The 22,008-nt window shown below is 63.7% G+C and carries 19 protein-coding genes; 11 read left to right on the forward strand and 8 right to left on the reverse strand.

What is annotated here, in order from left to right; genetic code table 11:
- Positions 1-40 precede the first annotated feature (40 nt).
- The gene (locus tag NUX07_RS02940) at positions 41-1,309 is read right to left on the reverse strand and encodes a methyl-accepting chemotaxis protein (RefSeq protein ID WP_265528714.1); all 1,269 of its coding nucleotides are present in this window, start codon (positions 1,307-1,309) and stop codon (positions 41-43) included.
- Positions 1,310-1,487: 178 nt separating this feature from the next.
- Between NUX07_RS02940 and sdhC the strand changes: the two genes are divergently transcribed.
- The 5 genes from sdhC (at position 1,488) to NUX07_RS02965 (ending at position 6,554) form a co-directional block, all read left to right on the forward strand.
- The gene (gene sdhC, locus NUX07_RS02945) at positions 1,488-1,883 is read left to right on the forward strand and encodes a succinate dehydrogenase, cytochrome b556 subunit (RefSeq protein ID WP_265528715.1); all 396 of its coding nucleotides are present in this window, start codon (positions 1,488-1,490) and stop codon (positions 1,881-1,883) included.
- Positions 1,880-2,269 carry a succinate dehydrogenase, hydrophobic membrane anchor protein gene (gene sdhD, locus NUX07_RS02950; protein WP_265528716.1) on the forward strand — a complete coding sequence of 130 codons (390 nt, stop codon included), beginning with the start codon at positions 1,880-1,882 and terminating at the stop codon, positions 2,267-2,269. Before sdhC ends, sdhD begins: the two co-directional genes overlap by 4 nt.
- A 7-nt stretch (positions 2,270-2,276) precedes the next feature.
- Positions 2,277-4,076 (forward strand): succinate dehydrogenase flavoprotein subunit, encoded by a 1,800-nt coding sequence (sdhA, locus tag NUX07_RS02955; protein WP_265528718.1) that lies wholly within the window; start codon positions 2,277-2,279, stop codon positions 4,074-4,076.
- A gap of 161 nt (positions 4,077-4,237) precedes the next feature.
- On the forward strand, positions 4,238-5,629 hold the full coding sequence (gene creD, locus NUX07_RS02960; protein ID WP_265528720.1) for a cell envelope integrity protein CreD: 1,392 nt from the start codon (positions 4,238-4,240) through the stop codon (positions 5,627-5,629).
- A gap of 49 nt (positions 5,630-5,678) precedes the next feature.
- Positions 5,679-6,554: an LOG family protein gene (locus NUX07_RS02965; RefSeq protein ID WP_265528721.1), complete on the forward strand. Its 876-nt coding sequence runs from the start codon at positions 5,679-5,681 to the stop codon at positions 6,552-6,554.
- A gap of 4 nt (positions 6,555-6,558) precedes the next feature.
- On the opposite strand, the gene NUX07_RS02970 is transcribed toward NUX07_RS02965, so the two are convergent.
- From NUX07_RS02970 to NUX07_RS02980, 3 genes are read right to left on the reverse strand one after another with little or no spacing between them, the layout of a single operon-like run.
- Positions 6,559-7,035 (reverse strand): DUF1801 domain-containing protein, encoded by a 477-nt coding sequence (locus NUX07_RS02970; protein WP_265528723.1) that lies wholly within the window; start codon positions 7,033-7,035, stop codon positions 6,559-6,561.
- The gene (locus NUX07_RS02975; RefSeq protein ID WP_265528725.1) at positions 7,035-7,727 is read right to left on the reverse strand and encodes a c-type cytochrome; all 693 of its coding nucleotides are present in this window, start codon (positions 7,725-7,727) and stop codon (positions 7,035-7,037) included. Before NUX07_RS02975 ends, NUX07_RS02970 begins: the two co-directional genes overlap by 1 nt.
- Positions 7,728-7,781: 54 nt before the next feature.
- The gene (locus NUX07_RS02980) at positions 7,782-8,801 is read right to left on the reverse strand and encodes an A/G-specific adenine glycosylase (protein WP_265528726.1); all 1,020 of its coding nucleotides are present in this window, start codon (positions 8,799-8,801) and stop codon (positions 7,782-7,784) included.
- Between the two features lie 27 nt (positions 8,802-8,828).
- On the opposite strand from NUX07_RS02980, the gene NUX07_RS02985 reads away from it, so the two are divergent.
- The 5 genes from NUX07_RS02985 (at position 8,829) to NUX07_RS03005 (ending at position 16,485) form a co-directional block, all read left to right on the forward strand.
- Positions 8,829-9,407 (forward strand): DUF721 domain-containing protein, encoded by a 579-nt coding sequence (locus tag NUX07_RS02985; RefSeq protein ID WP_265528727.1) that lies wholly within the window; start codon positions 8,829-8,831, stop codon positions 9,405-9,407.
- The gene (locus tag NUX07_RS02990) at positions 9,397-10,158 is read left to right on the forward strand and encodes a thioredoxin domain-containing protein (RefSeq protein WP_265528729.1); all 762 of its coding nucleotides are present in this window, start codon (positions 9,397-9,399) and stop codon (positions 10,156-10,158) included. Before NUX07_RS02985 ends, NUX07_RS02990 begins: the two co-directional genes overlap by 11 nt.
- A complete protein-coding gene (locus NUX07_RS02995) occupies positions 10,155-10,826 on the forward strand; it encodes a thioredoxin domain-containing protein (RefSeq protein ID WP_265528731.1) in 672 nt (223 codons plus the stop codon). The genes NUX07_RS02990 and NUX07_RS02995 overlap by 4 nt, the downstream gene beginning before the upstream one ends.
- A gap of 24 nt (positions 10,827-10,850) precedes the next feature.
- The gene (locus NUX07_RS03000) at positions 10,851-14,264 is read left to right on the forward strand and encodes a chromosome segregation SMC family protein (protein WP_265528732.1); all 3,414 of its coding nucleotides are present in this window, start codon (positions 10,851-10,853) and stop codon (positions 14,262-14,264) included.
- A gap of 76 nt (positions 14,265-14,340) precedes the next feature.
- A complete protein-coding gene (locus NUX07_RS03005; protein ID WP_265528734.1) occupies positions 14,341-16,485 on the forward strand; it encodes a TonB-dependent receptor in 2,145 nt (714 codons plus the stop codon).
- On the opposite strand, the gene NUX07_RS03010 is transcribed toward NUX07_RS03005, so the two are convergent.
- Genes NUX07_RS03010 through NUX07_RS03020 form a run of 3 tightly spaced genes read right to left on the reverse strand, consistent with a single transcriptional unit; the run spans position 16,482 to position 19,719 of the window.
- Positions 16,482-17,921 (reverse strand): UdgX family uracil-DNA binding protein, encoded by a 1,440-nt coding sequence (locus NUX07_RS03010; protein WP_265528735.1) that lies wholly within the window; start codon positions 17,919-17,921, stop codon positions 16,482-16,484. The two genes, NUX07_RS03005 and NUX07_RS03010, sit on opposite strands and share 4 nt — an antisense overlap.
- Positions 17,921-18,406 carry a hemerythrin domain-containing protein gene (locus tag NUX07_RS03015; RefSeq protein WP_265528736.1) on the reverse strand — a complete coding sequence of 162 codons (486 nt, stop codon included), beginning with the start codon at positions 18,404-18,406 and terminating at the stop codon, positions 17,921-17,923. The genes NUX07_RS03010 and NUX07_RS03015 overlap by 1 nt, the downstream gene beginning before the upstream one ends.
- A 50-nt stretch (positions 18,407-18,456) precedes the next feature.
- Entirely contained in the window at positions 18,457-19,719 is a 1,263-nt protein-coding gene (locus NUX07_RS03020; RefSeq protein ID WP_265528738.1) for a putative DNA modification/repair radical SAM protein, read from the reverse strand.
- A gap of 137 nt (positions 19,720-19,856) precedes the next feature.
- On the opposite strand from NUX07_RS03020, the gene NUX07_RS03025 reads away from it, so the two are divergent.
- Positions 19,857-21,602, forward strand: a complete 1,746-nt coding sequence (locus tag NUX07_RS03025; RefSeq protein ID WP_265528739.1) for a DUF885 domain-containing protein — start codon at positions 19,857-19,859, stop codon at positions 21,600-21,602.
- Positions 21,603-21,604: 2 nt separating this feature from the next.
- Here NUX07_RS03025 and NUX07_RS03030 read toward each other — a convergent pair whose 3' ends face one another.
- Complete coding sequence (locus NUX07_RS03030) at positions 21,605-22,003, reverse strand: hypothetical protein (protein WP_265528741.1); 399 nt, start codon at positions 22,001-22,003, stop codon at positions 21,605-21,607.
- Between the last annotated feature and the right edge of the window lie 5 nt (positions 22,004-22,008).

The raw sequence follows: 22,008 nt of genomic DNA on the forward strand, positions 1-22,008 counted from the left end.
CCCGCACGAGCAAGGTGGGAAAGCGGCTTGGCGCTATGCTCTAGATCGCGATGCTGGCGGCAAAGGTGCTCGAGACGGTGCTTATCTCATCGATCTGGCGGCTGAAGTCGGAAAAGTCCTTCTCGACGCCATCGATATCGTCGACGACCCGTTCGGTGTCGGCGCGGATCGCTGCGATGGTGCTGCTCATCGAATCGGCGGCCAGCGCGGTTTCGTCGACCGCAGCGGTGATCGTGGTCACCGTCTGCGCCTGGCTTTCCATCGCCTGGCGGATGCGCTCGGCGGACGTCTGCACCTCTTCGACCGTCGCCTGGATCGATGCATTGCTGTCGACCGTCTGCTTGGTCGCCGCGGTGATCGCGGTGATCTTGCTCGTGATATCGTCGGTCGCGCGCGCCGTCTGGCTGGCGAGCGATTTCACTTCCTGCGCCACCACGGCGAAGCCGCGGCCGGCATCGCCCGCACGCGCCGCTTCGATCGTGGCGTTGAGCGCAAGGAGATTGGTCTGCCCGGCAATGTCGCGGATGAGGCCGAGGATCGATTCGATGGCTTCGACATGGTTCGACAGGTCTTCGGAAACCTGCACGGCCTCCTTGGCCTGGCTTCCGGCACGGCTTGCGACACCGGCAGCGCCTTCGACTTCGGAGCGCGCATCTTCGATGGCGCGAATGAGCCCGGCGGCGGTCTGCGCGGCTTCGCGCATGGCGACCGCACTCTGTTCGGCAGCGGCGGCGACTTCGCTGGTTTTGCCCAGCATGCCGCGTGCGCTATCCGATGACTGGTTGGCGCGGCCAAGCAAGTTCTTCGCGCGGCCCGAGGCCTCATCCGAAAGGCGCTTCATTTCGCCCTGGAACTGGCGGCCCTTGCCGCTGCGGCGTTCCTGTTCTTCCCTGGCTTCGCACACGGCAACTTGCGCGAGCATGACATCGGTCGAATAGAGCGCCTTGCGGACGACCGCATCGACCAGCTTGGCGCGCAGCTCGGGTTCGCCGTGATAATGATCGCAGATGCTGTTGATCATGGCGCCGGCAGCATCCGCGCGGCGCACCATGAGATGGGGGACGCTCTCATCCTCGATGAAAAGGCGGCGGCCCAGTTCGGCGACATTGTCGATCCAGTCTTCACCGAAGCTCTGGCCATATTCGCCGCGGGCGCGTTCGGCGCTGCTCTTGCCGAAATGACCCTCGATTGTGGCCTCGATCAGCTCGCCCGCTTCTGCCCATAATAGCGCGCGGGCCTGTTCGAAGTGATCGTCCGCACCATAAGCGTCTATCCGGCTGGCGACCTGTTCCGCACTCAGCGGTTTCACGACATTTTCCTTGCCCATCAGAGTTTCCCCAAGTGAACCTTGGCTCCTCATTGGCGAAAATTGGTTAAGGGGCAGTTAGGATGCCCTGCTTTCGGGCATATTGAGGGGCAAATGCTTGCCCTCTATGGCTGCACCGCCTAGGGGCAATAGCCAGCAAATTGGGCGAAGAGGAATAGGTATGAGTTCGGGCGCTGAACGGCCGCTATCACCACATCTGGGCGTGTACACGTGGGGACCGCACATGCTGGTCTCGATCCTCCATCGCGTGACGGGCGGGGCCATCACCGTTGCCGGTCTCGCGATCCTTACCTGGTGGCTGGCGGCGCTATCGGGCAGCGATGCGGCTTACGAGACATTTCAGTTCGCCATCACCCACCCGGTCGGCAAGATCATCCTGCTCGGCCTGACCTGGGCATTCTGGCAGCATCTCTTTTCGGGGCTGCGCCACCTCGTCCTCGACATCGGTGCGGGCTACGAGCTCACCACCAACAAGTTCTGGTCGATCATGACGATCGTCGCGTCGCTGGTGGCGACTGCGGGCACCGCGCTACTCTTCGTCGGAGGCGCACAATGAGCCGCGGGAAAAGCGCTACGCCGCTTGCCAAGGTGCGCGGGCTGGGTTCGGCCGGCGAAGGCGGCGACCATTGGCTCCACGAGCGGTTCACCAGCGTGGCGCTGGTCCTGCTGTCGGTTTGGCTGATCGCCAGCCTTGCCATGCTGCCCGATCTGACCCAGTCGACGATGCGCGAATGGCTGGCCGGACCGCTCGGCGCGGTACCCATGGCGCTGTTCGTCGTCACAGCCTTTAGCCACGGCATTAATGGCCTCAAGGTTGTCGTCGACGACTATGTCGATGGCGAAGGCAACCGCATTGGCTGGCACTTCTTTTTAAACATGGTCGGTATCGCGGGGGCCTCGCTGGCTCTCTTCGCGCTGGCCAAAATCGCGTTCGGAGCCTGATCCTTCCATGTCCGATTACAAGATTATCGATCATCTCTATGACGTCGTCGTTGTCGGCGCGGGCGGCTCCGGCCTTCGCGCCACCATGGGCGCGGCGGAAAAGGGTCTCAAGACTGCTTGTGTGACCAAGGTCTTCCCGACGCGCTCGCACACCGTCGCGGCGCAGGGTGGCATCGCCGCGTCGCTCGGCAATATGGGTCCCGACCACTGGACCTGGCATATGTACGACACCGTCAAGGGATCGGACTGGCTGGGTGACCAGGATGCGATCGAATATCTTTGCCGCGAAGCGCCGGCTGCGGTCTACGAGCTCGAGCATGCGGGCATGCCGTTCAGCCGTACCGACGAGGGCAAGATCTACCAGCGCGCCTTTGGCGGCATGACGCAGAACATGGGTGAAGGCCCGGCAGCGCAGCGCACCTGCGCCGCGGCCGATCGCACCGGCCATGCAATGCTTCACACGCTCTACCAGCAGAGCCTCAAGTACGATGCCGATTTCTTCATCGAATATTTCGCGCTCGACCTGATCATGGAAGACGGCGAGTGCCGCGGGATCGTGGCGATGTGCCTCGATGACGGGTCGATCCATCGCTTCCGTGCGCAGGCGGTGGTGTTGGCGACCGGCGGATATGGCCGCGCTTATTACAGCGCCACTTCGGCGCACACCTGCACGGGCGATGGCGGGGGCATGGTGCTGCGCGCCGGGCTGCCGCTGCAGGACATGGAATTCGTCCAGTTCCACCCGACCGGCATTTACGGCGCGGGCGTGCTGATCACCGAAGGCGCGCGCGGCGAGGGCGGCTATCTCACCAATTCAGAAGGCGAGCGCTTCATGGAGCGCTACGCACCGTCAGCCAAGGATCTCGCGTCGCGCGATGTCGTGTCGCGGTCGATGGCGATGGAAATCCGCGAAGGCCGCGGCGTGGGTGACGAGAAAGATCACATCTTCCTCCACCTCGATCACATCGATCCCAATATCCTGGCCGAGCGCCTGCCCGGCATCACCGAGACCGCGAAGATCTTCGCTGGTGTCGACCTGACGCGCGGCCCCATCCCGGTGGTGCCGACGGTCCATTACAATATGGGCGGCATTCCGACCAACTATCACGGCGAAGTCGTGACGCTGAAGGACGGCAATCCCGATTCGGTGGTGCCCGGCCTGTTCGCGGTGGGTGAAGCCGCCTGCGTCAGCGTGCACGGCGCCAACCGGCTTGGCTCGAACAGCCTCATCGACCTCGTGGTGTTCGGCCGCGCGGCGGGGCATCGCCTTGCCGAGGTTGTCACGCCCAACGCCGCGCAGCCCAACCTGAAGGAAGGCGCGGCCGATCTGGCGATCGAGCGCCTCGACCAATTCCGCAACGCCAAGGGCGGTAGGCCGACCGCCGAAATTCGCCTCGACATGCAAAAGACGATGCAGGCTGACTGCGCCGTCTTCCGGACCGAGGAAACGTTGGCCGAGGGCGCCAAGAAGGTCGACGCGATCTGGCATTCGATGGCCGATGTCGGTGTCACCGATCGCAGCCTCATCTGGAATTCGGATCTTATCGAGACGCTCGAACTCGACAACCTGCTGAGCCAGGCCAAGGCGACGATCGACCTTGCCGCCAACCGCAAGGAAAGCCGCGGCGCGCACATGCACGAGGATTATCCCGATCGCGACGATGCCAACTGGATGAAGCATTCGCTCATCTGGGTCGACGGCTGGGGCGGCAAGGGCAGCGGCTCGAAAATCGACTACCGCCCGGTCCACAGCTACACGCTGACCGACGACGTCGAATATATCGAGCCCAAGAAACGGGTCTACTAGCCGCTTCGATAGCTGAAGCACATGCGGGCGTCCCGGTCGAACGGGGCGCCCGTTTGCTTTGGAGCGATGTGCTGACTTGACGGCGAACCGTTGTTTTCTGTAGATGAGTCGTTGAAACGAGTGTTTTGGGCGACGAAGCGTTTTAGAGAAAGGAACAGGGTATGGCTTGGCGAGGCGGCACGAGGGGGCGGACGCCCGGAGGCCAACTTGCAATCACGATCTTGATCGGTCTCCTGCTTGCTGTGCCGCTCTTCACGGTTTGGGCGCTGGTGTACGACCGTCAGAGCCAGTCAGAGACGGCGCAAGCGTCGATCACCGATGGCTGGGGCGACGAGCAGGTGCTGTCGGGGCCGCTCCTTATCGTCCCCTACACCGACGTCGTCGAGGAGCAAATTCAGGAGAACGGCGTCACGCGGACGGTGCGCCGCTCGGTACGCGGGCACCTGACCCTCTCGCCCGAACTGGCGGAGGTCGAGACGACTCTCGACCCGAGCCGGCGCGGGCGATCCATCTACGAAGCGATCGTCTACGAAGCCGCCATCGAAGGCCAATCGCGCTTTGTGCTCACCGACGACTTCGAGCGGTACGATATTACCGCTGACCAGGTCGAGTGGGATGAAGCGCAGCTGCAATTCGGCGTTCGCGATCCGCGCGGGCTTACCGGCAATCCGGTAGTGACGATCGGCGGCGAAACCGCCAGCCTGAAGCCGGGCCGCGGCAGTGAGGGCGGGCAGGGCTTCTTTGCCTATGTCGATGCATCCGAGATCCTCGAAGGGCCGATGGTCGCCAGCTATAGCTACACGCTACGCGGCGCACAGCGCATGGCAATGCTGGCCGATGCCGGGTCGACGCGCTGGTCGGTGCGGTCGAACTGGCCGCATCCCAGCTTTACCGGCGCGTTCTTGCCCGACGACCCGGAGGTCAGCGATCGCGGCTTTGCGGCGACGTATGAGATCGGCAACCTCGCGCTCGGTCGCACCCTGCTCACCGATGGGGAGAAGAAGCCCAACCTCGATGCGGCGGTTGCGGTGTCCGGCTACGCGATGGAACGCGGCGATGCGGTATCGCACGGCCAGGCAGCCGTGGTCAGCCTGATCGATCCAGTCGATCTCTATTCGCGGGTCGATCGTGCGGCCAAATATGGATTTCTGCATATCGGCTTCACCTTCCTTGCGCTGCTGATGTTCGACGTTGTCGGGGGCAAGCGGGTCAGTGCCGTTGCCTACCTCCTCGTCGGGGCGGCGCTGGTGCTGTTCTTCGTGCTGCTCTTGGCCTTTGCCGAAGTCATCGGGTTCGGACCCGCCTATCTGGTTGCGTCTGCGGCGATTGCCGGATTGGTGACGCTCTATACCAAGGCGGTCCTGAACGGATGGAAGCCAGCATTGATTGTCGGCGGCTTGCTGGCCGCGCTCTATGCGGCGCTTTACGTCCTTCTGGGACTTGAGAGTTTGAGCCTGCTGATCGGATCGCTGATGCTGTTCGCGGCGCTCGCGGCGGTGATGTACGCAACCCGCAATCTCGATTGGGGCCACGCCGAACAAGTGCCCGAATAGGCCAAAAAAGAACCTAGGAAAGGACATGGGGAGCGGCTACCCACTCCCCATGTCCGACAAGCACAAACCTTCCGACCCGGTCTTTGCCTCGTCAAAGTCCGACGCCACTGCCGCCAGCCACGTCACGTCATCGCCGCAGACCGAGAGCGAGGCCTACAAGCTCGCCTTCCAGGATCACGAGTTCCTGCTGCGCGACGATCTCCGGCCCGTTCGTTTCCAGCTCGAGCTTTTGAAGCCCGAGCTTCTCATGAACGAAGCGAAGATCAGGTCGCTGTTCGTGATGTATGGCAGCGCGCGCGTGCCCGAACCGGTCAAGGCGCAGGAATTGCTCGAAAAGGCCGAGACCGAATATGAGCGCAAGGTTGCCGAGCGGCTGGCTGCCAAGTCCAAATATTATGACGAGGCGCGCAAGTTGGCGCGGATCGCGAGCACCTACCCGATCGACGAAGATGGCTGGCGCCATTTCGTGGTGACATCGGGGGGCGGGCCCAGCTTCATGGAAGCGGCCAATCGCGGTGCCCACGACGAAGGCAAGGAATCGATCGGCCTCAACATCGTGCTGCCGCACGAACAGCTGCCCAACACCTTCATCACGCCCGAGCTGAGCTTCCAGTTCCACTATTTCGCGCTGCGCAAGATGCACTTCCTGATGCGCGCGCGCGCGGTTGCGGTGTTCCCGGGCGGGTTCGGCACGTTCGATGAACTTTTCGAGCTGCTGACCCTCGTCCAGACCGGCAAGGTCCGCCCGATGCCGATCTTGCTGTTCGGCAAGGAGGAGTTCTGGGACCGGGTGGTGGATCTCGAAGCGCTGGCGCTCGAAGGCACGATCTCGCGGCATGACCTAGATCTCATCACCTGGTGCGAAACGGCCGAGGAGGCGTGGGAGAAGGTGTGCGAAGTCTACGAGGTAGACGACCACTACTAAACGGTCAGCCGCGCTTGCCCTTGCCGATGGCCGCTTCGCGTTCGGTGATCGCGGCCTTGGCGAATTGTTCGGGGTCGACGTCGATGGCCGCGGCTATCGCGTCCCATTCCAGATCGTCCTCATGCTGGAAGCGGATGCAGCTCTTGCCCATGTCGAGCTTCTTGCCAGCTTTCTTGTGCGCGTCGAGTAGCGCCTGTTTGCGCTCCTCGTTCATATAGGCGCACATGATATAGAGCCCGATATGCTTCTTCTGCGCAGCGAGCGCGGCGAACATCAGCGGCTTCTTGTTATAGGTCGGCCCTGAAACCGAAAGTGGGACCTCCCAGGTTGGGAAGCCCCACGTCATGTTCTCGTCATAGCCGTCGGGAACCAGGCCCCGCATCTTGTCGACCAGCGCGGCAAACGTCTCACGACGCTTGTCGTCGACGCTGTCGATGTAGGCGGCGACGCTCGGTGAATTCCGATTGCCCGCCGATTGCATTATTGCGCCTCGGGAACGTCGACGCCGCCGGCATCGCCGGTTCCCTCGACCTCGTCCTCGTTCAATTCGACATTGGTGTCTTCGGCGGTCTGCGCATCGCCATCGGCCGCGGCATCTTCGGCAGCGGCCTCATCCTCGCTCACCGGCGGCGGCGGGGGCGGGATCGCGATGCCCGAGCCCATCTGGTTCATATAGAGCATGATGTCGGCGCGGTCCTGCGGGTCAGGCAGGCCGGCAAAGCTCATCTTGGTGCCGGGGGCGAACGCCGAGGGCTTCTTGAGCCACTCGTTCATGTTGTCCCAGTCCCAGTTGCCGCCCTTTCCGGCGAGCGCATCCGAATAGCTGTAGCCGGCGTGGCCGGCGATCGGGTTGCCCATCGTATTGTAAAGCCCCGGGCCGATGCCGTTGGCACCGCCCTGGTTGATCGCGTGGCACGCCTGGCACTTGGCGAATTGCGATTCGCCGCGCGTGGCGTCGCCCTGCGCGAGATAGAAGGCGATCGGTTGTTCGGCCTCTACATCCCCAGTCGGGACGGACGCGTCCGCGACATAAGACGGGCAATAGCCGTCGCCCGCCGTGCAGCTGTCAAAATCGTCGTCATGGAAGATTTCGCCGGTCAAAAGAGCGGCACCTAATGCGATGATGCCGGCGAAAAGTGCCCAGCCGGCGATGGTGTTTTTGCGGTCGTCCATGGATCCCCGTCCGAAAAATGCGTTGCCGCCCTTTAGGGCGATGGGTTCAAAGGTTCAAGCGATCAGCGAAGGTTCTCGTTCCGAGGCCCGCCAGACCGCTACGGCCTTGGCGTAAAGGGTCGGCAGGCCCGCTTCTTCAAGACGGTCGATCGGCTGCCACCAGCCGTCAATATCGTCCGGCACTGCATCGCGCGATTCGATCTGCAGCGTGAGCGCGAAATGGGTGAAGACATGACGCACGGCTGGCAAGGGGGCCTGCAGCGGCTCGCCATCGCGCCAGTCTGTACCCGGCAAGGCGGCCATACCACCGAGCAGCCCGCTGGCCGGGCGACGGACCAGGAAGATGTTGCGGTCTTGCTCGATGATCCACGCAGTCCCGTGTCGTTCGGGCTTGGCTGTCCTTGCAAGCTTGGGCGGGAACGCTTCGGGTGTCCCCGAGGCGTAGGCCTTACAGACGCCTGCCAGCGGGCAAGCGTCACAGCGTGGCGCCGTGGGGCGGCAGATCGTAGCTCCAAGGTCCATCAGCGCCTGCGCGATATCGCCCGAGGGACCGTCGGCGAACAGATCGGCGGCGAGCGCGCGGATTTGCGGGCGTGTATCCTTGATCGGGCGATCGATGGCATGGAGGCGCGCAACGATGCGCTCGACATTGGTGTCGACCACGGTCGCCTGCTCGCCGAACGCGATCGCGGCGATTGCCGCAGCGGTGTATTCGCCGATGCCGGGGAGTGCACGCAGGCCCGTTTCGTTTGTCGGAAAGCCGCCCATGGCTGCCACTTTGCGGGCGCAGGCGTGCAGATTGCGAGCGCGGGCGTAATAGCCAAGCCCTGCCCATTCGGCGAGCACCGCTTCGAGCGGCGCGGCGGCAAGATCGTCGATGGTAGGCCAGCGTTCGAGGAAACGCCGGTAACGCGGCGTCACCGTTGCCACGGTTGTCTGCTGCAACATGATTTCGCTCAGCCAGACATTGTACGGGTCAGCGGGCTCGTTGCTGCCGGGCGGCGTTCGCCACGGCAATTCTCTCGCCGTTTGACGATAATGATCGAGCAGTCGGGGAATCGCGGTAGCGGGCACGGTCCTGCTATGGCATGAGGGCCGCCTATGGCAAAGACGCCCTATCGTCCCGGTTCGCGCAAAAACCACGATCCCGACAAGCGGATCGGGAAGGTGCGGCGTGCGGGCGACCTTGTCGGCAAGATCGGCGGGGCGAGCTTCAAGCGCTTCGGCTTCGTGCAGGGCGCAATCGTGCATCGCTGGCCCGAAATCGTCGGCGAAAATTACGCCAAGGTGAGCGTACCCGAATCGATCAAGTTTCCGCAGGGTCGCAAGACCGGCGGGACTTTGACGCTACTGGTGGAAGGTGCCCACGCGCCGCTGATGCAGCATATGGCGCCGCTCATCATCGATAAGGTCAATGCCTTTTTCGGACATGGCGCGATTGCCAAGCTGGTCTATCGCCAGGGCCGCGTCCCCAAGCCCGAACAACGCGTCGAGCGTACCGGCCCCAAGCCGGTGCCCAAGGAGCTGGGCGAGGGGCTGCGCGAGGTGGCCGATCCCGAACTTCGCGCCGTGCTGGAATCGCTGGCCGGCGCTATCGAAGGCTCGCAAGGCGGGCCCGTCATCCCTAAGGTAGGCAAATTGACCGACCCGATTACCAAACGGAGCGAAAATGATTCGTGAAGCAATTTTGAGCGCCAGCGTGCTGGCATTGGCAGCCTGCGGCGGTTCGGATACCGGCGGCGAGATTACCGGCCCGGACGATCCGATCGAAGCCGTAGCGGCACCCGAGGGATCGACTTGGAGCCAGGTCGTCAGCAAGACCGATGCCGGCGGCTACCTCATGGGCAACCCCGATGCGCCAGTGAAGATCATCGAATTTTCCAGCCTGACCTGCCCCACCTGCGCGCGCTTCGAAGCCGAAGGCATGCCGGTGCTAAAGGAAAAATATATCGATAGCGGCCGCGTGAGCCTTGAATATCGCAACTTCGTCCGCGATCCGCTCGACATCACGGCGGCGATCATCGCGCGCTGCGGCAGTGATGCCAGCTTCTTCCCGCTGACCGAGGCGCTGTTCGCCAGCCAGCAGCAGTGGGCGAGCCAAGGCATGCAGAACCTGCAGGCGCAGGCGGCGCAGATTGAGCAGCTCGCGCCCGATCAGCGTTTCAACGCCATCGCCGAGGCAGCGGGCCTCAAGACGTTCGCGGCGCAGCGCGGCCTGCCCACGGCGCAGACCGAGGCCTGCCTGTCCAATGCAGACAATGCGACCTTGCTGACGACCATGCAGTCCGAAGGTTCGCAGGACTTCGACGTTACCGGTACGCCAACCTTCATCATCAACGGATCGAAGGTGCAGAACGCGGCGGTCTGGGCGCAGCTTGAACCGGTGCTGGCCATCGCGGTCGGCGAACCGCTGCCCGAAGACGGCGAATGATCCGGCTGCTCTTGGCGCTGGCGGCGGCGCTGTTCGTCGCCGCGCCCTCCTTCGCACAGGATGGCAACTGGTCGCAGACGCGCGCCGTTACCGATGCCAGCGGCTATGCGATGGGCAACCCGCAAGCGCCCGTCCATCTGGTCGAATATGTGTCGATCACCTGCCCGCATTGCGCTCACTTCATGGCCGAGGCGATGGAGCCGCTGGTCGCCGACTATGTCGACACCGGCAAGGTCTATTTCGAAATCCGCAATTTCATCCGCGATCCCGCCGATCTTGCGGGCGCGATGATGGCGCGGTGCAGCGGCACGGATGGCTTTTTCAGCATGACTGACACGCTGCTCGCCAACCAGCAAAGCTGGCTCGGCGCGCTGCAGGCGAAACCGGCGGACGAACTCAACATGTTGCTCCAGACCCAGGGACTTGAAGGCATCGTCACGGTATCGGGCATGGCCGCGTTGGCCGAGGCGGAGGGACTCGATCCCGCTACCCGCGCGCAGTGCCTTTCGGGTCAGCCGCATGTCGACCATCTGATCAACATGACGCAGGTCGCAAGGCAGGAGCATGGCGTTCGCGGCACGCCGTCATTCCTCGTCAATGACGTCTTGGTTAGCGCCCATGACTGGGCTAGCCTCAAACCCTTGTTGGATGCCGCATCAGCTGAGTAGCGATTCGCGGCGGGGGAGAATGGCTTGCAGTTTCGCCGCCTGAAACTCAGCGGCTTTAAAAGCTTCGTCGAACCGGCCGAATTGCGTATCGAGCCGGGGCTGACCGGGGTCGTGGGTCCCAATGGCTGCGGCAAATCCAACCTATTGGAAGCCATCCGCTGGGTGATGGGCGAAGGTTCGCCCAAATCCTTACGCGGCGGCGGCATGGAAGACGTCATCTTCGCGGGCACCGAAACCCGTCCCGCGCGCGATTTCGCCGAAGTCTCGCTGCTGATCGAGCGCGGCCAGGAGGCGGGCGAGGAAGCGGGCGAGAACGAGGTCACCCGCCGGATCGAACGCGGCGCTGGCTCCGCTTACCGCATGAACGGGCGCGACGTGCGCGCCAAGGATGTCAGCCTGCTGTTTGCCGATGCGGCGACGGGCGCGCACAGCCCCGCGCTCGTCAGCCAGGGCAAGATCGGGCAGGTCATATCGGCCAAGCCGCAGCAGCGGCGCCAGATGCTGGAAGAGGCGGCCGGGATCGCCGGCCTGCATCGCCGCCGCAAGGACGCCGAACAGAAGCTGCGGCAGGCGGAAACCAATCTCGAGCGCTTGGATCACCTGCTTGGCGAACAGGCGGCGCGCGCCGCGGCGTTGAAGCGCCAAGCGCGGGCGGCGGAGCGCTATCGCAAGCTGTCCGAAGAGATAAAGGTCGCCGAAGCGCGGCTGCTCGTATCGCAGTGGCAGGACGCCGAGCGCATGGCGAAGGCGGCGCGCGAGGAAGCCGAGAAGGCCAAGGGGCGCACCAGCGAACTCAGCGAAGCACGCACCAAGGCGCAGGAAGCCCAGGTCATGGCGGCCAAGGCATTGGCGACGGCGCGCGACGATACGGTCAATGCGCGCTCGGCGGGGCAGGAGATGGCGCACCGGCTGGCGACCGCACGCGCCGAGCATGATGCGACCAAGCGGCGGATCGACGAACTCGACGCGGCCTATTCGGCGCTCGCGGCAGAAACCGCGCGTGAAGAAGCGCTCAAGGAGGATGCTGCCAAGGCCATCGCGGCGCTGAGCGCCGAACGCGAACGGCTGGACGAGCGGATTGAGGCGAGCGAGGCCTCGGCGGGCGAGATGGCCGAAGCGCTCGGCGCGGCCGAAAGCAATGCAAGCGATGCCGATGCCGCGCTTGCCGCCCTGGTGGCACGCGATGCGGCGATGCGCGCCGAACGACGCGTGGCCGATGCCGCCTTGGAAAGCGCCGAAGCGCAGCTGGCGCGGATCACGGCCGATCTGGAGCGTATCGACGACCTGGCGGGGGAACTCGGTGACGGGAGTGAAGAACAAACGCGGCTGAAAGCGGCCGAGAAAGCCCGGGCGGACGCCGAGAATGACGCTAAGGCGGCCGAGGCCGCGATGGCGCGCGCCGAGCGAGAGCGGCTGGCGGCGGTCGAGGCGCGTGACGAAGCGCAAAGCGCGCTGGCGGCGGCCAAGGCCGAACTGGCGGCAGCAAATAGCGAACTCGAGGCCTTGTCGCGCGCGCTCGACCAAGGCGGAAAGGGCGCGATCGCGGGTCTCAAGGCCGCGCCGGGGTTCGAACAGGCGCTGGCCGCGGCTTTGGGCGACGATATCGAAGCCGAGATTGGCGGCGACGGGCCGCGGCGCTGGGACATGCCGGATGGCGGCGATGACCCCAAATTGCCCAACGGTGCGGTGCCGCTCGCCGCGCGGGTGGAGGCGCCAGCCGAACTGAAGCGTCGCCTTGCGATGGTCGGCGTGGTCGATCGTGACACGGGGCAAAAGCTCGCCGCCGGTCAGCGGATCGTCACGCGCGACGGCACGATGCGACGCTGGGACGGGTTCACCGTGCGCGGTGCGGGGGCGGCTGCGGCCGAACGATTGGTGCGGATCAACCGCAAGGATGCGCTGGGGCGTGAGCTACCAGGCCTCGAAAAGGCGGTGGCGGCGGCCGAGGCGGCGCTAAGCGCAGCGTCGGGCGATGTCGAGGCGCAGCGCCGTGCCGGCGAGGAAGCGCGCACCGCGCTCGCCGAGGCAGAGAAAAAGGGGCGCGAAGCCGGGCGCGAGGCCGATGCCGCGCGCGTGGCGATCGAACGACTGGCGAGCCGCCGCGAGACGATCGACCAGCGCCGCGACGAACTCAAACCCCTCCTGAAGACCGCCAAGGAAGCGGTGGCAGAGGCCGAAGCGGCGATGAAGAAGTTGCCCGACAGCGACAAGCTCGAAGCCGAGCTTGAGGAAGCCCGGGCAGCAGCCAACGCGGCAGGGCAAGCCGTGGCCGAACAACGCGCCGCAGCTGCGACGCGCCAGCGCGAGCTTCAGGCGGCGCGCGAACGCCACGCAGCCGCGGGCAAGGAAATGGGCGACTGGCGGGCGCGGGCGCGCGATGCCGAAAAGCGTCTGGAAGAGACAGCGGAACGGGCGGAACGCCAGGCGCAGGAGCGCGCCGCCCTGCGCGAAAAGCCCGCGCAACTACGCGAAGCCATTGCCAAGCTGGAGGCCGAAAGCAGCGAAGGTGATGCCGCGATTTCGAAAGCCGCGGCGATCGAGGAACAGGCGCGCGAGGCATTGTCGAGGGCCGAGACGGTCCTCGCCGACGCCGCCGAAGCCTTTGCCTCCGCGCGCGAACGCCGCGCCGCCGCGTTGGCGCGGGCCGAAGCGGCAGAAGAGCGGCGCGGCGATGTGTCGCGGCACTGCCAGGAACGCTTTGACCGTGCGCCGGGTGCGCTTCCCGCCCTCTTCGACTTCTCCGCCGATGACTTGAAAGGTGCCGAGGCCGAAAAAGCCGACCACGACCGCCTGGTCGCGGATCGCGAACGGATCGGGCCGGTCAATCTCGTCGCCGAGCAGGAATTGAAGGAGCTGGAGGAAACCCAGCTCGCCAATGCCGAAGAACGCGAGGAGCTGGGCGAGGCGATCAGCCGTCTGCGCGGCTCGATCGGCCATCTCAATCGCGAAGGCCGCGTGCGGCTGCTGGCTGCGTTCGAACAGGTCAACGATCACTTCAAGTCGCTGTTCACCACGCTGTTCGGCGGCGGCCAGGCGCACCTGGCGCTGGTCGATAGTGACGATCCTCTCGAGGCGGGCCTCGAGATCATGGCGCAGCCGCCGGGCAAGAAGCTGGCCGCGCTCACGCTGCTGTCGGGCGGCGAACAGGCACTGACCGCGGTGGCGCTGATCTTCGCGCTGTTCCTTACCAACCCCGCCCCGATCTGCGTCCTCGACGAAGTCGACGCGCCATTGGACGATGCCAACGTCGAACGTTTCTGCGACCTGCTCGACCGGATGAACCAGGAAACCGACACGCGCTTCATGATCGTCACGCATAACGCGGTGACGATGAGCCGGATGGACCGGCTCTACGGCGTGACCATGATCGAAAAAGGCGTCAGTCGCCTTGTCTCGGTCGATCTAGGCGCAGCGGAGGAACTCATCGCCGCCGAATAGGCAAGAAGTGCCATTTTGCTATTGCGAATGATTTTCAATAACGGTAGCGACGCTCCCAACATCTAAGGGAGTAATCATGAGTCGTACCGCAGGCCTGTTGGCCGCCACCGCCATTTTTGTCACCGCACCGGCATTCGCCAGCGACAGTCGCGATGCGGGCTTCGCCGATGCAGAGCCGGGCGATCCGATCATCGTTACCGGCGTCCGTGACGGCTATGGCACCGACCGCACCAGTACTGCGACCAAGACCGATAGCGATCTCAACGACGTCCCCCAGGCGGTCAGCATCATCACCGCCGAGAAGATCAATGACCAGGCGCTGCGTTCGATCAGCGATATCGTCCGCTTCGTTCCGGGCGTCACGGCCAGTGCGGGTGAGGGGCACCGCGACCAGCTTGCCATCCGCGGCCAGTATACGACCGCGGACTTCTTTTCGGACGGGCTTCGCGATGACGTGCAGCACTATCGCGGTCTCTACAATGTCGAGCGGGTCGAGGTCGTCAAGGGACCCAATGCGCTGATCTTCGGCCGTGGCGGCGGCGGCGGCATCGTCAATCGCGTCATCAAGCGGCCGTTCGACGATTACGCCGTGTCTGGCGCCGTGTCGCTCGACAATGAGGGCGCGGGCTTCGTGGAAATCGATGCCAATAGCCCGCTCGGGCAGGACATTTCGGGTCGTCTGACGGCGACCTACGAACGGTTCGATAACTTTCGCGACATCGAAGGTGACCGCATCGGCGTCAATCCGACGCTGGCTTTCCAGATCGCGCCCGATACGCGGCTCGATGTCGGCTATGAATACGCCGAGGACCAGCGCGACGTCGACCGCGGCCTGCCCAGCGCGTTCGATGGTACGCTCGCCAACCCCGCTCGTGCGATTGAAGGGTTCGACGAGACCTTCTTCGGCGTGCGCGGCGTCAACCGGACCGCGCTGACCAAGCATGTGTTCGACGCGAAGCTGGGCCACGATTTCAGCGACACGCTAAGCGTCACCTCCAAATTGCTCTGGGGCGACTATGACAAGCTCTATCGCAACGCCTTGCCGATCAGCCCGGTCACCGACATCGATGGCACCCCCAGCGTCCAGATCGAAAGCTATGAGGATGTGACGCTGCGCCGCAATTTCCTGTGGCAGAACGATCTGGTCGCCGAGTTTGCGACCGGCGGCGTTGGCCACACGCTGCTTGTCGGCGTGGATTTTGCCGACCAGGGGACCGATGCGGCGCGTCTGCGCGGCTTCTTCGACACCCTGCCGCCCGAGGACACGCAGACCAGCGGACGCCGCACCTTCGTGCCGCTGGCTGATCCGGTCGCGATCCCCCCGATCACTTTCCGCGGTGGATCGGGCGAGCGCGCGGCGCGTAGCGATGTCGAGAATTTCGGTATTTACATTCAGGACCAGATCGCGGTGGGCGACCATGTCGAGATCATTGCTGGCCTGCGCCACGATTGGCTCGACATTCGGGTGCAGGATTTCATCGGCGATACGGATCTCAGCCGCTCGGACGATTTGCTGAGCCCGCGCTTGGGCGTCGTGGTGAAGCCGACAGAGGATGTCAGCCTGTGGGCGAGCTGGGCACGAAGCTACCTTCCGCAATCGGGCGACCAGTTTAACAGCCTGTCACCCACCGACGCTGCGCTGAAGCCCGAAAAGTTCACCAACCAGGAAATCGGCATCAAGTATCGGGCCTTCGACACGCTCGACATCACGCTTGCCGCCTATCGGCTCGACCGCGAAAACACGACCGCCCTCGATCCGCTTTCGAGCGAGATCGTGCTGACTGGCGCGCAGCGTTCTGAAGGGGTCGAGCTCGAGGTGCAGGGCAAGGTCGGCGCGCTGTCGGTCACCGGCGGCCTCGCCTTCCAGAACGCCGAGATCACCGAGGACACGACGTCGGCCCCGGCCGGCCGCGCCGTTCCATTCTCGCCCGATTTCCAGGCATCGCTGTGGGGTCGTTACGACATCCGCGATGGGCTCGGCATCGGTGTCGGCATCAGTCACCAGTCGGACATTTTCGCGAGCATTTCGAACGAGGTCGTGGTCGACGGGTTTACCCGCGTCGATGCGGCGGCATTTTATGATGTCAGCGACAATGTCGCGCTGCAGGTCAACGTCGACAACCTGTTCGATGAGGACGCGATCGCACTCGCCTACAACGACAACAACCTCTACCCGATCGCGCCGCGGACGGTTCGCGGTACGCTACGCTTCGCCTTCTAGGCGGCGAGCGCGGCGGCGCGGTCGGCGGCGCGCTTGAGATCATCGATGAACCGTGCGCGCTGCTCGGCGCGCGCGGCTTCGTCGGGAAGCCGCAAGAGATAGCTTGGGTGGATGGTGACCATCCCGGTCCCGCCGCCCGGAAGCGCCAGTTCCTCGCCGCGCACCTTGCTGATCGTCACCGTTTTGCCGGTGATCGAGCGGGCCGCGGTGGCGCCAAGCGCAAGCGTGAGCCCCGGTTGGACGAGTTCGCGTTCGGCTTCCACCCACCAGCGATAATGCTCTATATCGCCGGCCGTCGGCTTGGCGTGAATGCGTTTCTTGCCGCGCTGGACGAACTTGAAGCGCTTGACGGCATTGGTGACGTACAATTCGCTGCGCTCGATCCCTGCACGTTCGAGCATTTCGTCGAGCAGCTGGCCGGCGGGGCCGACGAAGGGCTGCCCGGCCTTGTCCTCTTCATCGCCTGGCTGTTCGCCCACGAGCATCAGCGCTGCATTGCGATTGCCCTCACCGAAGACGAGCTGCGTTCCGCTGTTGGTTCTGTCGGTGCCGTGGCGTTCGCGCGCCAGCTTCGCAAGTTCTTCCCAAGAGGCGATTGGGGCGGCGGTATCGAGCAGGCTCTCCTGCGCGCGGCTGGTTTCGATCATCGCCGCCTCGCGCGCCTGCGCAGAGGCGAGCAACTCGCCGATCGCTTCGGTTTCCGGCATGTTTTTCCAGTATTTCTTGGGCATTTCGGCGGTCATAGCTTTCACCTTCACCCGCGCGGGATTGAAGATCGATTTGTAATAGGTCTTCCACGTCTCCTCGACCGGATCTCCGCCTGGCGCGTCCGCCTTGGTCGCGCCCGGGCTTTCGCGCAGCGTCTCGCCATCCCAATGAATGCAAAGCTGCGGGGTCAAAATCGACCAGCGCATGTTGGTGAAGCGGCGCATGAAGAAACCGGCTTCGCGCCGCACGATATAATTATCGGGTTCGAACCACGCGACCATGCGTTCGCCGTCTTCATCTTCCACTTCGCGAAAGCGGACGAAAGCGTGCATCTTGTGCGCATCGCGGCGCACTTCCTTTTCCATTTTGCGGAGGCGATCGAGGAGCGGATCGGCGCGATCCTCCATCGCGCGGCGATTGGTGCGCAGTTTCCACAACATCGCATATAGCAAGCTGAAGCGTTCGGGATCGCGGTGGCAGATCACCGTTGTAGCCAGACCGATAAAAGACTTGGGTACGGAAAATCCGCCTCCCGACGGTGCGGGAGGCGGCTGCGAGCCGAACAGTTCGTCGGTTTGCCCCTCCACCGTCCAAGTGACGGCTTCGGGCGGCACGCCGGCCTCGGCAAGGCCGCGGGCGGCATCGCGCCACCCTGCAAAATCATCCTGCCGATCGAGCGCGACGCGATGAATATCGATCTGCGGCCCGTCGGGCAGGATGCGTGTCATTATTCGCGATCGTCTTCCATATCGACGCCCTCGAGCGCGCGCTGATATTCCGCAGGCTTGCGCTCCTCGAACTTCTTGGCGAGCTCGACTTCCTTTTCCTTGGTCAGCCCTTCTTCGGCCGCCGGGAACATGTCCTGCTCTTCCTCATCGATATGATGGAGATAGTCGTGCTTGAGCTTCTTGAACTTCTCCATCCACTCGGGCGAGCTCGGGTCAAGGTCGGCGATTTCGGCCATAAGTTCGTCGAGTTCATGATGCTCGGCAACCGAGTGCTGGCCATCGTGGCGCAGTTCCGGCTTGGCGAGCATGGTGGAATAGAGCGTCTCTTCTTCCGCCGCGGCATGCGCGGTCACCTCGGTACGGAAACTCTCGAAAAGCTGCTTGCGCTCGTCATTATTGTCGGTGGCGCTTTCGATGCGGTTGAGCAGCTCGCGATGCTTGTCGTGGTCTTTTTCAAGCTGCGTGAAAATAGTCGTGTCGGTCATAAATCTTCCTCGCAATAATTGGCTAACCAACGGAAATCAGCCGCTTTGGTTCAGATCGACGCGATGGAATGCGGAGTGAACAGGTCAAGTTGCGACGGTGCGGGAAGGAGCATGGACTTAAGGTCAGCCCGGTCAGTCAGCAGCGTCGGGCGCCAGTCGGCGGCAACGATGAAGGGCCTGATCTTCTTGAGGCTGACGGTCAGGCGCGCCACGTCATCGAGGCGCAATGAGCGATGCCGCCGCGACGACAGAATGCGCCCGACCGCCTTGGTGCCCAGGCCCGGGACGCGAAGAAGCTGCTCGCGCGTCGCTCGATTGACGTCGACCGGAAACTGTTCGCGAAACTTGAGCGCCCAGGCGAGCTTGGGATCGATGTCGAGCGGCAGCATGCCCTTTTCATCGGTCGCCGCGACAACTTCGTCCGGCGTGAAGCCGTAAAAGCGCATCAGCCAGTCCGACTGGTAGAGACGATGTTCGCGCATCAATGGCGGGCGCTGCAATGGCAGGACGGCGCTCGGTTCGGGAATGGGCGAAAAGGCGCTGTAATAGACGCGGCGCAGGCCGAAGCGGTCATACAGCCCCTTGGCGCGCGTCACGATGGCGCCATCATTGGCATCGTCGGCGCCCACGATCATCTGGGTCGACTGGCCGCCCGGCGCGAAGCGCGGCGCAGAACGGTATTTCTTGCGCGCGTCCTTATTGTCGAGGATCGCGAGCTTGGTATCGCCCATCGCGCCTTCGATGCGCTTGTCGTCCTTTTCGGGGGCGAGCCGCTGGAGCCCCGCACGCGTGGGCAATTCGACGTTGATCGACACGCGATCGGCGTGGAGCCCCGCCTGGTGCACCAGTTCAGGATCCGCGTCGGGAATGGTTTTGAGATGGATGTAACCGCGAAAATCATGATCCTCGCGCAGGCTACGGGCGACCTCGACCAATTGCTCCATCGTATAGTTGCTCGAACCGATGATGCCTGAGGAAAGGAACAGCCCCTCGATATAGTTGCGCTTGTAGAAATTGAGCGTCAGCTGGACGACCTCTTCGGCTGTGAAGCGGGCGCGGCGGACATTGCTGCTCTTGCGGTTGATGCAATAATGGCAGTCGAAGATGCAGCTGTTGGTGAGCAGTATCTTGAGGAGGCTGATACAGCGGCCGTCGGGCGCATAGGCATGGCAAATTCCCATGCCCTCGGTCGAGCCCATACCCTTGCCGCCGCGGCTATCGCGCTTGGATGACCCCGACGACGCGCACGACGCATCGTATTTCGCCGCATCGGCGAGAATCGCAAGCTTCTGACGAGTATCGAGGTGGGCCATATGTTCACCATACGTTCTATCCCGTGGAGAGAAAAGACCGATGCCCGACACAAGCGCAAAAAACCGCCGGTCGATTGGCGTCTTGCCTTTGCCCGCCTAGCCAGTAGCTTCGCCGCGACTTTGACAGGGAGACCCTCATGCGCCTTTCGCTTCTCGCCGCCGCTTCACTGCTTGCCATCGCGGCGCCGGCTTTCGCCACGCCGCAGGAAGATTTCGAGGATCTCACCGATCGCTACTGGGAATATGTGAAGCAGGAAAATCCGACGCTGGCGTCGTCGGTTGGCGACAAGCGCTATGACGACAAATTGTGGGATTCCAGCCTCGCCGCGATGGATCGCCAGGCAGCGCAGGCGCAGGCCTTTCTTGATGAACTGAACGCGATCCCATCGGATGAACTGGACGCGGACACGCAGGTCGCCAAGGCAATCCTGATGCGGAGCCTTTCGGAGACGGTGGAGGCCAATAGCTATGGGCAACGCCTGATGCTCTTTACCAATCGCGGCGGCTGGCACCAGTCGATTGCAGGGCTGGGGCGTAACCTCGTCTTCGAAAATGCGCAGGATTACGAAAATTATCTTGCGCGGCTCGCGGCGTATCCGAAGCTCAATGCCGATGCGATCGCCGTATCGCGCATGGCGGTGAAAGGCGGCTACACCTTGCCGTGCGTAGCGCTCGACGATTTCGCGGAATCAATTACCGGCGTCATCCCGGAGGATGCCACGCAAAGCCGACTGTACGAACCTTTCCGCCGCGAAGCCCCTGCCAACATCGATTCCGGTCAATGGGCCGACCTGCAAGCGCGGGCGCAAGCCTTGATCGATACTGAGCTGCGCGCGGCGTATGCGACGCACGCCGAGTGGTACGTCAACGATTACGAGTGCAGCGATCAGGTCGGCATCTCGAACCAGCCGGGCGGGCGCGAATATTATGATTTCCGCATCCGCCAGATGACCACGACGGGCATGTCGGCGGACGAAATTCACGCGCTCGGCCTGTCCGAAGTCGCCCGCATTCGCGCCGAGATGGAGCAGGTCGCGGCAAGCGCAGGATTTGCCACGCGCGAAGCCTTCATCGAAGACCTGCGCACCAACCCCGTCTACTACGCCAAGACGCCCGAAGAGCTGATGCAATATGTCGCGCGCGAAGCGAAGAAGATCGACGGGCTGATGCCGACATTGTTCGGTTTCCTGCCGTGTCTGCCCTACGGCATTCGCGAAATTCCGGCGGAAATCGCGCCGGGCACGACGACCGCTTATTATAATCCGGGCAGCCCGGAGCTCGGCATTGCGGGCACCTACTACGTCAACACGTCAAAACTCGACCAGCGTCCGCTGTGGGAAGTGCCCGCGCTGACGGTGCATGAAGGCGTGCCGGGCCATCACCACCAGATCTCGATCCAGCAGGAGCTGGACATGCCCGAATGGCGCAAGAACGGCACCTTCTTCACTGCCTTCGTCGAAGGCTGGGGTCTCTATTCGGAGCGGCTCGGGATCGAGATGGGGCTGTATGACACGCCCGCCAAGGACATGGGCCGCCTAAGCTACGAAATGTGGCGCGCGGCGCGACTGGTGGTCGATACCGGGCTGCACAGCAAGGGCTGGTCCAAACAGCAGGCGATCGATTTCATGCTCGACAACACGGCGCTCAGCCCCGCCAATATCGAGGCCGAGGTCAATCGCTACATTTCATGGCCGGGGCAGGCGCTCGCTTACAAGATCGGCGAATTGAAGATTCGCGAACTGCGTACCCGCGCCGGCGAGATGCTGGGCGACGATTTCGACCTACGCGAATTCCACGATGTCGTGCTGGGACAGGGCAGCGTCCCGCTCGACGTGCTGGAAATGCAGGTGATGGCCTGGGTCGAGGCCAAGCAGGGCGAATAGGCCTACTGCTCGGGCGCGGTCTCGTCTTCCTCGAGCGCCTCGCGGCGCGCGGTCGCTTCGTCGATTTCCTGCTGCAGGCAGCCTTGGGCGGCGGCGGGGCCGACCGCGCTGCACTGCGGAATGCCCGTCACGTTTTCGCGTTCGAGATATTGCACGCGCGCGGCCCAGCTTTGACGCGCTGGATCGGTGGCGGGCGGCGAGGCGCGGAATTCCTGCGGAATGCGATAGCGGTCCTCTTCCGGGCGGCGGCGGCAGACGACGACTTCGTCTTCGCTGGCGCGCGGGCAGGGATCGTCGCCGTAGACGATGACTTCAAGCTGCTGGCTTTGCGCCGAGGCGGGCGTGGCGAGCGCGAAGATCGCGGCTGCGGGAGCGCCAAGCGCCAGTACCAATTTCGACATCGTCA

The organism is Sphingomicrobium marinum (assembly GCF_026157105.1).
GTDB classification, from domain to species: domain Bacteria; phylum Pseudomonadota; class Alphaproteobacteria; order Sphingomonadales; family Sphingomonadaceae; genus Sphingomicrobium; species Sphingomicrobium marinum.

Bases quoted from the DNA above. Each gene is read 5' to 3' on its own strand.
- NUX07_RS02995 (WP_265528731.1), top strand. From the start codon at position 10,155: ATGATCCGGCTGCTCTTGGCGCTGGCGGCGGCGCTGTTCGTCGCCGCG.
- sdhD (WP_265528716.1), top strand. From the start codon at position 1,880: ATGAGCCGCGGGAAAAGCGCTACGCCGCTTGCCAAGGTGCGCGGGCTG.
- creD (WP_265528720.1), top strand. From the start codon at position 4,238: ATGGCTTGGCGAGGCGGCACGAGGGGGCGGACGCCCGGAGGCCAACTT.
- NUX07_RS02985 (WP_265528727.1), top strand. From the start codon at position 8,829: ATGGCAAAGACGCCCTATCGTCCCGGTTCGCGCAAAAACCACGATCCC.
- NUX07_RS03020 (WP_265528738.1), bottom strand. From the start codon at position 19,719: ATGGCCCACCTCGATACTCGTCAGAAGCTTGCGATTCTCGCCGATGCG.
- NUX07_RS03010 (WP_265528735.1), bottom strand. From the start codon at position 17,921: ATGACACGCATCCTGCCCGACGGGCCGCAGATCGATATTCATCGCGTC.
- NUX07_RS03030 (WP_265528741.1), bottom strand. From the start codon at position 22,003: ATGTCGAAATTGGTACTGGCGCTTGGCGCTCCCGCAGCCGCGATCTTC.
- sdhA (WP_265528718.1), top strand. From the start codon at position 2,277: ATGTCCGATTACAAGATTATCGATCATCTCTATGACGTCGTCGTTGTC.
- NUX07_RS03005 (WP_265528734.1), top strand. From the start codon at position 14,341: ATGAGTCGTACCGCAGGCCTGTTGGCCGCCACCGCCATTTTTGTCACC.
- NUX07_RS02970 (WP_265528723.1), bottom strand. From the start codon at position 7,035: ATGCAATCGGCGGGCAATCGGAATTCACCGAGCGTCGCCGCCTACATC.
- NUX07_RS03015 (WP_265528736.1), bottom strand. From the start codon at position 18,406: ATGACCGACACGACTATTTTCACGCAGCTTGAAAAAGACCACGACAAG.
- NUX07_RS02975 (WP_265528725.1), bottom strand. From the start codon at position 7,727: ATGGACGACCGCAAAAACACCATCGCCGGCTGGGCACTTTTCGCCGGC.
- NUX07_RS02965 (WP_265528721.1), top strand. From the start codon at position 5,679: ATGTCCGACAAGCACAAACCTTCCGACCCGGTCTTTGCCTCGTCAAAG.
- NUX07_RS03025 (WP_265528739.1), top strand. From the start codon at position 19,857: ATGCGCCTTTCGCTTCTCGCCGCCGCTTCACTGCTTGCCATCGCGGCG.
- sdhC (WP_265528715.1), top strand. From the start codon at position 1,488: ATGAGTTCGGGCGCTGAACGGCCGCTATCACCACATCTGGGCGTGTAC.
- NUX07_RS02990 (WP_265528729.1), top strand. From the start codon at position 9,397: ATGATTCGTGAAGCAATTTTGAGCGCCAGCGTGCTGGCATTGGCAGCC.